We start from the raw sequence: 429 nt of genomic DNA, 5'->3' as shown, positions 1-429 counted from the left end.
GTTCTAACCTGCTGTCAGGTTGGCAATCGACGTCTATATTTCAAGCTTGGCGCTTGAATAAAGGAACGTCTCATGTCCACTCAGTCGCAGTGCAAGGCATTAACACAATCTGGCAAGAGGTGTAAAAACGAGTCTAGATCCTCGGGGCTCTGTGGTGTGCACCTTCCAAAGCCCAAGAAATTTTTAAATAGTGAAGCTGTGGCTAACTTCATTAAAGTCTCAACGACTGTAGTCGGTGTGGTTGGGGTTATTGAGAAGCTCGTTTTACTTTAGCAGCACTTACCTTTTGGCGCAGGTCCTGAAATGCCAGAAGACTACGAATATTTAAAAGAAAAACTTGGTCAAGATTGGGGTGGGCTGCCAGGCAGCGGTTACTCTCCTACTCTTAAAAGCGGGTCGACGATTGACTGGAAGGCCGCACGTAATATC

1 protein-coding gene is annotated in these 429 nt (G+C 46.4%); it reads left to right on the top strand.

Translation table 11 applies throughout. From position 1 onward, the window contains the following. Positions 1–72: 72 nt before the first annotated feature. Positions 73–273, top strand: a complete 201-nt coding sequence (locus AC1DLB_RS32195; protein WP_477779343.1) for a DUF5763 domain-containing protein — start codon at positions 73–75, stop codon at positions 271–273. Positions 274–429 lie beyond the last annotated feature (156 nt).

Source organism: Pseudomonas sp. 05N434, assembly GCF_056396965.1.
The sequence above is the reverse complement of the archived record's forward strand: the minus strand, read 5'-3'. Positions and strand labels throughout refer to the sequence as shown.

Bases quoted from the DNA above. Each gene is read 5' to 3' on its own strand.
- AC1DLB_RS32195 (WP_477779343.1), top strand. From the start codon at position 73: ATGTCCACTCAGTCGCAGTGCAAGGCATTAACACAATCTGGCAAGAGG.